This is a genomic window from Anabaenopsis arnoldii, assembly GCF_028331025.1.
Lineage (GTDB): Bacteria > Cyanobacteriota > Cyanobacteriia > Cyanobacteriales > Nostocaceae > Anabaenopsis > Anabaenopsis arnoldii.
In genome coordinates this window covers 1-9334 of record NZ_JAQMUH010000127.1, presented here as the reverse complement: position 1 = coordinate 9334, position 9334 = coordinate 1, and the positions used below count along the sequence as shown (strand labels likewise).

The 9334-nt window shown below is 40.0% G+C and carries 9 protein-coding genes; 3 read left to right on the top strand and 6 right to left on the bottom strand.

Annotated features, from left to right (window positions below; translation table 11 throughout):
• Positions 1–135: 135 nt before the first annotated feature.
• From PN457_RS11385 to PN457_RS11375, 3 genes are all read right to left on the bottom strand, one after another.
• Positions 136–1044 (bottom strand): DEAD/DEAH box helicase family protein, encoded by a 909-nt coding sequence (locus PN457_RS11385; RefSeq protein ID WP_271733430.1) that lies wholly within the window; start codon positions 1042–1044, stop codon positions 136–138.
• A gap of 254 nt (positions 1045–1298) precedes the next feature.
• Positions 1299–1529, bottom strand: coding sequence for a hypothetical protein (locus PN457_RS11380; protein ID WP_271733429.1), 231 nt, complete (start codon positions 1527–1529; stop codon positions 1299–1301).
• A gap of 20 nt (positions 1530–1549) precedes the next feature.
• On the bottom strand, positions 1550–4267 hold the full coding sequence (locus PN457_RS11375; RefSeq protein ID WP_271733427.1) for a DNA methyltransferase: 2718 nt from the start codon (positions 4265–4267) through the stop codon (positions 1550–1552).
• Positions 4268–4651: 384 nt separating this feature from the next.
• On the opposite strand from PN457_RS11375, the gene PN457_RS11370 reads away from it, so the two are divergent.
• Both PN457_RS11370 and PN457_RS11365 read left to right on the top strand, forming a co-directional pair.
• A complete protein-coding gene (locus PN457_RS11370) occupies positions 4652–4876 on the top strand; it encodes a CopG family transcriptional regulator (protein WP_271733426.1) in 225 nt (74 codons plus the stop codon).
• On the top strand, positions 4851–5201 hold the full coding sequence (locus PN457_RS11365; RefSeq protein WP_271733425.1) for a type II toxin-antitoxin system PemK/MazF family toxin: 351 nt from the start codon (positions 4851–4853) through the stop codon (positions 5199–5201). The genes PN457_RS11370 and PN457_RS11365 overlap by 26 nt, the downstream gene beginning before the upstream one ends.
• Positions 5202–5272: 71 nt before the next feature.
• Here the strand turns inward: PN457_RS11365 and PN457_RS11360 are convergent, their stop codons facing one another.
• Entirely contained in the window at positions 5273–6880 is a 1608-nt protein-coding gene (locus tag PN457_RS11360; protein ID WP_271733424.1) for a S8 family serine peptidase, read from the bottom strand.
• A gap of 204 nt (positions 6881–7084) precedes the next feature.
• Between PN457_RS11360 and rpe the strand changes: the two genes are divergently transcribed.
• Positions 7085–7792, top strand: a complete 708-nt coding sequence (rpe, locus tag PN457_RS11355) for a ribulose-phosphate 3-epimerase (protein ID WP_271733423.1) — start codon at positions 7085–7087, stop codon at positions 7790–7792.
• Positions 7793–7975: 183 nt separating this feature from the next.
• On the opposite strand, the gene PN457_RS11350 is transcribed toward rpe, so the two are convergent.
• Both PN457_RS11350 and PN457_RS11345 read right to left on the bottom strand, forming a co-directional pair.
• Positions 7976–8479, bottom strand: a complete 504-nt coding sequence (locus tag PN457_RS11350) for a hypothetical protein (RefSeq protein WP_271733422.1) — start codon at positions 8477–8479, stop codon at positions 7976–7978.
• A 28-nt stretch (positions 8480–8507) separates the two neighbouring features.
• Positions 8508–8945, bottom strand: coding sequence for a hypothetical protein (locus PN457_RS11345; protein WP_271733421.1), 438 nt, complete (start codon positions 8943–8945; stop codon positions 8508–8510).
• Positions 8946–9334: the final 389 nt, after the last annotated feature.

The window sequence follows — 9334 nt, the reverse complement described above, 5'->3', positions numbered from 1 at the left end:
TCTACTATCAACTGCACTAGGCATCCCCCCGTGCCATTGACATCACTTATATAATACCAATGTGCTTTCATTTAGCGATTGCTACACACAGATGCAAGCTCTGCGTAGCGATCGCCTGTGCCAGTTGCGTAAGTCCTATAGTTGACCAATAGCAATTTGTTGTTGTAAACTTTCTAAAGTTAGGTATCTTGCGCCCCTAGCTGTTTCGTTTTTTGTGGCAATTTTAATAGTCTCTGTAGTAATTGTGGGTACACCTACTTTAACCACTTTTGCTGCATCATCTCCAGATGTACTAGGCGATCGCTTTTCAAAGATATGCCAATTAGTGACTAAAACCTTACCTTGTCTGAGTTTATCCATCAGGTTAGATGGTACAAGGTCACGGGTGCGATATAGGCTAGCTTCTGCGTTGTTGGGGTTTAATTCCTGAAGTCTGGCCTTGATGGTGACGTTAGGACAAACTATCAAGATAATATCTGAAAAGCGGGAATCAGAGCGATAATTAACTTTATTGAGAATTGACCAAGCTGCTAACATTCCCATGACGGTAGTTTTACCTGAACCAGTGGCCATTTTACAAGCATAACGGGTAAAGGCTTTGAGTGCGGTGTCAATGGGTTCATCTAAGGGTATATAAATACCTTGAAGAAAATCAGCCCTTGCTTCTCTCAAAAAAATGAGAGTTTCTACCGCTTCCTTTTGGGCGAAGAATAACCTTTTTTCCCTTCCGTCTCTGTTCCAATACTCTAATAGTTCTAAGGTGGTGCGGGTAACTCCTGGGTAGCGTTGCTGTCTCCAATTTTTAACCCTTGTCCTAATTTGATTAACTAAGACCATTTCAAAACCAGGAGCAAATTCATCAGCAGGGGAAGGCTTAAGAACTTTTCCTAAATTCCAATCTATATCACCTTCACGGGGAGGGTAAACAATAGCAGAGCGACGGCCTTGTTTTAACTGGGGTTCTTCACCTTCTCTGATAAACCAGTAGCGTAATGGTTCATCAAAGGGAGAATTGAGAATTGGTTCATTGACTTCAGAGGACATGAATTTAACATCCCAAGGATCGTGTTAGTTTTTTTAGTTTTAGAGGATGTTTAGTAAGTTATGATTAGTGTATCAAATATTGTTTCACCCCACCCTAACCCTCCCCTTGTAAGGGGAGGGGACTGGATTTAATGAATTAAATGGTGTAAAGATGTGATGAAAATTACGGATGAAAACTTATCAAACAACCTCTTATGAAAAGGAAAAAAGGGAACACAACAAACAGCGAAAGGTTTTAATTGTTTTAATTTAATTTATTCATCTTTATTTTTTCCTATTAGACTAGCCAATCCAAATAAAGATGGTCCTGTAAAAAAACTCAATCCAATTGCGGCATTTCCTATGCGATTATAAAAAACTTCATCGATAGTTTGACCACCAAAAGGTTTTGATGAAGATACACTTGCAATTGACCCCATTTGCAATCCCGATGTAAACAAAAGCAAACTAGATAAAGTGCCACAAAGGTAAATAAAAATTTTCATGATTCTTGCTGTTATTCCAATTATTTTAACTCTCTAACCACCAATAACTCATTACCACGGTCATCAATCACTTTTACCGCAATTTGTTTATGTTCCCCATCTGCAAAAGGTGCGCTGGTAGTTCCTGCTAGGTGTTCCCAAACAGAATCTTCATAACTACCTTTTAAGCCTTTCTTGATGCTATCCCACGCACTTGTCCGGGGGAAAAATGCTTGACGGACATAGAAACATAAACCATTGTAATTTGTATCTAAAAACCACGCTGGTATATTCTTACCTTGTCGGTGGTCAACGTCCATTGTTACTGGGTCAAAGACATCTAACCCTAATAATTCCACTTGGTATTTACCCTCCTGATTTTGTGTAATTTCAATTTCTGGTAAACCGCAGACGCTAAATATTTGGGAACTTCTCATATTTTTGAGTAGGTCACCCATCAGTAAATCTGGTGTAGCTTGAATATAGGTTGCGGGTATACCTATTGCTGCTTGACAATTTTCTACTAATTGACGAGCGTTGGGAGTGATAGCAAACCCAATTACATAAAAATGAATGTAATTCTTGAGTTGGGCTTCTTTTGCTGATTCAAATACCGCTCTTTCTGAAATTGCGCCGTTTTCCGGTCCAAACAAAAAAGCTACTGGTTTATCATCTACCATTGCTTCAGCAGAGAGATTTTGACTTCTAGCTGGTTGTCTAACACTGGTAAAGGTAACAGTTTTATTATCTGGTAAATGCAGTTTTGGAGACCTACGCAACACCTCTAACATCCGGTCAGTAAAAGAAGCTGTAGTATTAGTTTCCCCTGCTTCTGTTGCTGGTACTCCCTGATCTTCCATATCCGCTGGTGGGGGGATAGTTCCCTCAATGGTAAAGGGACTGGAGACCCGCACGGTGTTTTTATCTTCTTCGGGACGGTCAACTAAAATTTCTTCTTGAGGTGGTTCATTATTAGCAATACTCTTGAGGGTGATATGTGGGACAATTCCCCCAATTTCTTCGCCTTTACTGTTCCGTTTGCGTTTGTAGATAAACCCCCCTGCGGGTGAATTACCATCTTGGAGTTGATACCAGGGGAAGGTTGCAGTTAGGAGACGTTGACGAGCTAAAGCTAGGGGTACACGACTCACATCGCAGGTGATCCACCGTCTTCCCCATTGTTCAGCGACGTAAGCAGTAGTACCGCTTCCGCAGGTGGGATCTAGTACAAGGTCACCGGGGTCGGTGGTCATGAGGAGACAGCGTTGGATAGTCTTTGTTGTTGTTTGAACTACATAGTTTTTTCCTATTAGTTCCATTGTATCATCCCATACGTGAGATATTTCTTCTAAAGGAAAATCGCTATGATAAACAACAAATTTTAAAGTATTTTCAGATGCATAAATTCTCTTTTCTCTTGCTAAATTATCAAGTCCTTTTTGTGTTGTTTTCCAGCATCTATTTTTTCCCGGATGATAATTTTTTCCATTAAATTCATAATCAAATGTTGTTGATTGAGAAAAAGCACCAGAAACTAAAGGTCTATAAGTTAGCAATTTTGCTTTGTCGGGGATTATCATATTTTTTTTAATATCAATAACAGAGCCATCAGGTAATTCACATTTATCAAAATAAGTATCTGAACCTGAAGGTTTGTTAAAAAAAATTCTTTTGAATTTAGTATTATTTGAATCTTTGCTATACCAAAGCAAATAATCACAAGTTGTCTTTAAGTATTTGCTTGTAAATCCACTACCTGTTTTAAAAGTAATCAAACTAACAAAATTCTCTCTTCCAAAAACCTCATCCATCAATTCCCTGACATGATGGACATTCTCATCACTAATCTGGACAAAAATACTACCGCTATCAGTCAACAACTCCCTAGCCAATAACAACCTATCTCTTAAATAAGTCAAGTAACTATGTAACCCTAATTCCCAGGTATCGCGATAAGCTTGAACCATTTCCGGTTCACGGGTGAAGTCATCATCATCATTATGTTTAACATCCCGCTTTCTGACAAAAGGCTGAAAATTGCTCCCAAACTTGATACCATAGGGCGGGTCCATATAAATCATCTGTACTTGACCCCCCAAACCCTCATACTGTAATAGTGAGTTCATTACTATTAGGGAGTCACCTAAAATCATCCGGTTTACCCAGTCCCCCTGATATTCATAGGCTTTGAGGATTTGGTCAGTAATAGACCATTGGGGGTCACTGAATAAATCAAATAAAGGTAAATTGTTAGTACCTATTTTATGAGTTCTCAGGGTTTCAATAATTGCTCTGGTTGATATACGTTCATGGATAAATAAAGGTAATGTTGGTACATCAAAAGATAACCGTTCAGCTTTACCAGTCCAGTTGAGGAAAGGTTGACTCATGGATTTGAGTTTATCCAATGACTCTTGAGCTTTATATAGTTGTTGTGTCAGCTGTTCTTTGATTTCCTTGACTGTTTTTTTACCTTCAGGATCTAAACTAGATTCAATATGATTTAACTTCTCTAACTGTACTGAAAGTTCAGTTAAGTAATTACTAATAGTATTTATTTCTGCTTCTGCTTGTTCTCTAGTGGGGTTATCATCCCATTCCAAGGAAGGTGACAAAGAGGAATCATAGCGATAGGTTACTGGTGGCTTTTTTTTCTGAAAGTGAGACTCAGTACCAATATCTGGCCTTAAAGGATGCTCATGAGAGTGAGCGTAAGTTTTAGCTTCTTTTGATTTCCCGCTTTGTTGCTGTTTGGGCATAATAAATACTAAGAGCAATGTGTTATAACAGTAACTGTTACTATTGAGGTAGTTACTTATTTAATAAATCTTTACTCCATACCGCTCATATCATTTACCGTCATCAAGCCTAAATGATATAGGTGAGGATCTATTCCTTGGATATAAGTAAATTATATTTTGTTGTATTTTATACGTAAGTTTTTGACGATGAAAGTGAGCAATTTTTAGATATTTTGGGATTTTATCCAGTAATTTCAACTTTTGTATCATACTAACATTTTTGCACTGTGGCAATAATGTTTACTTTAAAAACCTTTACATCTATCTTTAGATAGATTTAGGGGAGCAAGGGGAGGGGTGATGGGGAATCGGTATATAATTGACGTAAAAGAATCAAGTACAATGCAAACTAAAACAATTTCCGTTTATTTACCATCTTATTTAGTGGAGTTTGTGGAAAATTACAAATTAACTAAATACTGTAAATCTCGTTCACACGTAATTCAATTAGCTATAAAGCTATTGCGTTCTCAAGAATTAGACCGAGGTTACCGAGCAGCAGGGGAGGAAGTGGATCTAGAATGGGATTTAACCGTAGGAGATGGACTTAGTGATGAAACGTGGTGAAATATACTTTGCAAATCTTAGTCCCACACAGGGGTCAGATGTGGATAAACGCAGTCTTGTACTCGTTGTTAGCAATGATATTAATAATAATGCTTCTACCACGGTAACGATTTTACCGATTAAATCTAATACCAATCGTTTACATCTTTTTGAGGTTTTATTAGGTCAAATAGATTGCGGTCTATCTGAATCTTTTAAGGTGCAAGTGCAACAAATTCGGACAATTTCTAAACAGCGGATTTCAGGAGATGTGGTAAAATGTTTGGATAGAGAGTCGATGGATTTGGTCAATGATGCTATGAAGTTACACTTAGCTCTTGAGTAGCAGATAGTCACATTGACTTTGCTGATTGAAAGAGGCGATAGGGAAGCTATCGCAGAAAATTACCAGTTTCCCTATTTCCGGGGGTGAGATGTGGGAACAGTCCACCAAGCTAAACCATAGGGTTGGGTGGCTTGATGGAACCGTTCACGAAAGTGGACACGGATTTTATAATTACCAGTAGTGGGAACTGGGCAAAAAATATGCTCTACACTGTCAATTTCACTGACTGAGGCGCAAATAACCCCAGGATCTGTATTTTGACTATCCTCTGGGATTAAATAGAGGTCAAGGTTATTCAAACCGCGATCGCTGAAACTTTCACCCACATCATATTTATTGTTTTTATTAGTATCATTGAGTTCCACCAAGCGATTCCAACTCAGAGTAATACTCACAAAGCTGCTTTGTCTTAAAGGTCTTCCCAGTGGGTAATCAACAGTATCTCCCCCATCCACAGAGCCATAATCCCAACCAACAGCAGGTACTGTACTTGATGGTGGCCATTGACCGGCGCTAAATTGCTGATAAGCGCGAAAAGTATTTAAATGACCGGTTCCCATTTGAGGATCTAAAGGAATTTGAGGATCATCATAAGCGTCGGAATCCAGCCAATTTTGATTTTGTTTATCAATCAGAGTCCGAGTCATACCCAGATGTAAGCCATTACCCTGGTCTTGAATTTTATCGGCTGAATTTAATAATACAGCCTTCATAACCTCGTGACGGCGAGCATCAATAGTCCAATTAGATTTTTTTGCGCGTATTTGTCGGTCACCCAATTCCTGCAACAAAGCTACACTAGCTGTTACCTGGGGAGCCGCAAAACTTGTACCTGTAACCTTATTTAACCTACCATCTGGATTCAAGATGGGAATATTGCTTCCCGGAGCTACCAAACCGATAGAAGCACGACCATCAATATTAAACTCCTTACCAGCTAACCGATTGCTAGATCCCTGGTTACCAGCTACCAGATTGGAAACATCAACCTTATTAAAAATACCCCCCCTGGCAGATGAAAAGGCAACGTTAATCCCATTAAAGTTATCTGTAGGAATAGAAATTCCTCCTCTGCCTTGATTACCGGCGATGGCATACAAAACATTATGAACACGACTAGACCAGTCAAGACATAAAGTTAGTAAGGCGTTACCATCTAAAACAGCATCAGGACGGGGATCACGGGCTAGAGGTTCACCAAAACTAAAATTAATAGCGCGGACATCCTGGCCATTTTGCTGGGCGATGTGTTGTGCTGTTAAGCACTGTTCTGGCTGTCCCATATTTCTAGTGGAACCCACCCCAGAAGAATATAATTGCGCCTGTGGCGCTACTCCTGGTAGAGCTTTGTCTTGACTAACCATTACCCCCGCAACATTGTAGGCGTGGGAGTCAACACCAGTGTTAGACTTCGCTGGGGAATCGCGTAAAAATACTCCTGCTAATGATATGGCAGAATTTTCAGACACGGCTTTATCCCAGCCAAATATACCAGGACGTCCAATTTCAACCTGACCAATAGCAATTTTGCGCCCAAGTAGATTATAAGGAGGTTTATGTAATTTCAGGGCATCAATGCCATGAGAGCTTAAAGTGCTTTGTAAAGCTGAAGCCAGTACAGGCGCACTCACAAAAGAAGCACTCAGTCCCCAAATCATCCACCTTAGTTTTCTGCCCATTGTTTAATACTGATTAACTTAATGCTGATTAACTCTTTGTGACTATTGAACCCAATAAACCTTTCTGAGCGTCCCTGTTTAGTAATTGTCGAATATATTATTTATAGTCCAGAATTCACAGCGTGGAACGAAATTAATCTATAAGCGTTTGGTCAAATTTTGTTAAAATGCTTACAGAAGAGAACGCTTTAAAACCCACGAACCATGACCCAAAAACCATCTCAAAAGCCCATTGTGATATCTCCATCCATCTTATCAGCCGATTTTAGTCGTCTGGGCGACGAAATTAGGGCTGTAGATGCTGCTGGCGCCGATTGGATTCATGTTGATGTCATGGACGGTCGCTTTGTACCTAACATTACCATAGGTCCTCTGGTTGTGGAGGCGATTCGCCCGGTAACAACCAAACCCCTGGATGTCCACTTGATGATTGTGGAACCGGAGAAATATGTGGAAGATTTTGCCAAAGCAGGGGCTGATATTATTTCTGTACATTGTGAGCATAATGCTTCGCCCCATCTGCACCGGACTTTGGGACAAATCAGAGAACTAGGGAAGCAAGCAGGAGTTGTACTGAACCCAGGAACGCCTCTAGAGCTAATTGAAAATGTTCTAGACCTGTGTGATTTGGTACTAATCATGAGCGTTAACCCCGGCTTTGGTGGTCAAAGCTTTATCCCCACTGTATTACCTAAAATTCGCAAATTGCGCCAAATTTGTGATGAACGTGGTCTTGACCCCTGGATTGAGGTAGATGGGGGACTGAAGGCTAATAATACTTGGCAAGTTTTGGAAGCGGGAGCCAATGCTATTGTGGCTGGTTCAGCTGTATTTAAAGCCAGTGATTACGCCGAAGCTGTGTCATCTATTCGTAACAGTAAGCGTCCTGAGCCACAATTGGCAAAGGTTTAAGTTTACCTGATGTGAATTACATCTCCCGAATTGAATTTGGGAGATTTTATTGCCTTTTTCAGGCTCATGAAGTACACACCAATTCCCTATTCCCTATTCCCTGTTCCCTGTTCCGGTGTTCCCTGTTCCGGTGTTCCCTCAAACTAAAAAAAATTGTACCTCACGAGCATGGTAAATGCTATATTATTTGCGACCACCCAACCACTTAGCCGCAGCAATACCAATGAGTCCGGCGACAATGGGATTACTAAGAAACTTCATAATAGCCGGTTGTTCGGCTAACACGTCGCGGAAAATATCAGGGTGGTTGTGATAGGCGAAGGATGCAATTTTACTCACATCATCAGCAGTCATGCGGTTGGGGTTACGAGTGGAAAGATTTAACTGTTGTTCTAACCGTTTGTCGTCTAAACCTCTGGATTTAAATTCTTTAAAAAACTCTCTAGCGACATCATCCCGCTCATTGGGTTTGATTTGGGCGATCGCCTGTTGTAATTCTGGCTCCATTTGGCTAGAAGGGATTGTTTGGGTATTGATAGACTTACCAAACAGCTGACGACGTTGGTTAGGTGTAGTCCGCTGGGCAAAATCATCAAAGTTATCATAGGAAACATCATCAAGAGATTCTACATTTCCTTCAGACAAATCTTTGAGAATTTGTTTTCTGTAATCTTCGCTACTTGTCACCTGACTTACTCCTGATTTAATGATTCAATTAGCTATACTGAATTTGATTGGTCGCCCTGTTATACTGTGTGGTCAAAATTAAGCGTTTATCTGGGCCATAGACAAAAACAGTTAAGTTTTGATCGGGGAAGTTTTTCCGAAAACCTTGAACTAAAGATTTTGCTAAAGGTTGCACTTCCTGGGGTTTGACTTGAGGGGAAATAACTACACCAAGCTGATTATTATCTCTGACATAAGCATCCTGAATTAATCCCTGAGATGTTTGTACAACCCAGTCACCAAAACTTTGTCCAGTTGGGGTATTACCTCTTTCTAACTGTGCATAAGTTTGGTTACTACCAATAGGTGGGGTAGCAGTGCGGTCAGTTTCTGTGACAGTAGGGCCACCGCAAGCGGTAGTTATTGTTAACACTAAAACTAATATGAAAGCGATCGCAATTTTGCGACCCTGCTCCAGCAGATTCATTGTTTACCTCTAATAGTCAAATATTGACAAAGCAGCCGTGATTAGTGATTAATTAACTCCCTGGTATAATTCTCCCTCATAAAAATTGCTCTAGGTTCTATTTAAATTCCACTGAAATTACACTAAAAAAATCAACTAAAAATCATTGGGATTCGCCATGACACTGCCAAGTATTTTTAATTATCTTTATAATCTAGTTGCAAGTTTCGACTACTATCTTCTGCCATAGGTTATATTAGATATCTGTATGTGCGATTCGTTCTTCCTAAATGAGCATTTATGCTCAGGGACGGAAGGTAAGACTGGGTAAAACCAGACTCTTATAACTGTGTGTTCATGTGGGTGAGAATCCCACCCCCTAGGTGCAAGGGTGACAGCATCTTCCTTAC